This is a genomic window from Fulvivirga lutimaris, from assembly GCF_009711525.1.
GTDB classification, from domain to species: Bacteria; Bacteroidota; Bacteroidia; order Cytophagales; family Cyclobacteriaceae; genus Fulvivirga; species Fulvivirga lutimaris.
Genome location: NZ_SMLV01000029.1, coordinates 1 through 394, shown reverse-complemented (window position 1 = coordinate 394; position 394 = coordinate 1). Strand labels below are relative to the sequence as shown.

1 protein-coding gene is annotated in these 394 nt (G+C 37.8%); it reads right to left on the bottom strand.

Annotated elements, in window-relative coordinates; genetic code table 11:
- A partial coding sequence (locus tag E1140_RS21125; RefSeq protein WP_185153305.1) for a hypothetical protein occupies positions 1 to 394 on the bottom strand: 394 nt, incomplete at both ends.

Here is a 394-nt window from a genome sequence, read left to right as displayed (position 1 = left end):
TAGAACTACCTACTGACAAGTAATACCAATCACCGACAATCAATGACTCCGTTACAAATTCTGATGAACCACTAGAACTTCCTTTCTTACAAACTATTTCATTATTATTTTCATCAAAAAGCGTAAGGCTGGAATAACGAAGGCTGCCCGGAGTAGCTTTAGCAGACAAAAACGATGTGCTGGCTTGAAATTTAAACCATACATCATTGTAATTAGACCCATCACAACTAGTACTGTAATTCCCTGCTGATCCCACTGTAGTATAGACATTTGTTCCACTACACCAGTTATTAAGATTGGTCAATGGTTCAGCAGACGTTTTAGTGTCATTAGAAATTTGTGCTATTGACTGATGGGATAAAAAGACAAGTAAGGCACCTGCCAGATAACGTAA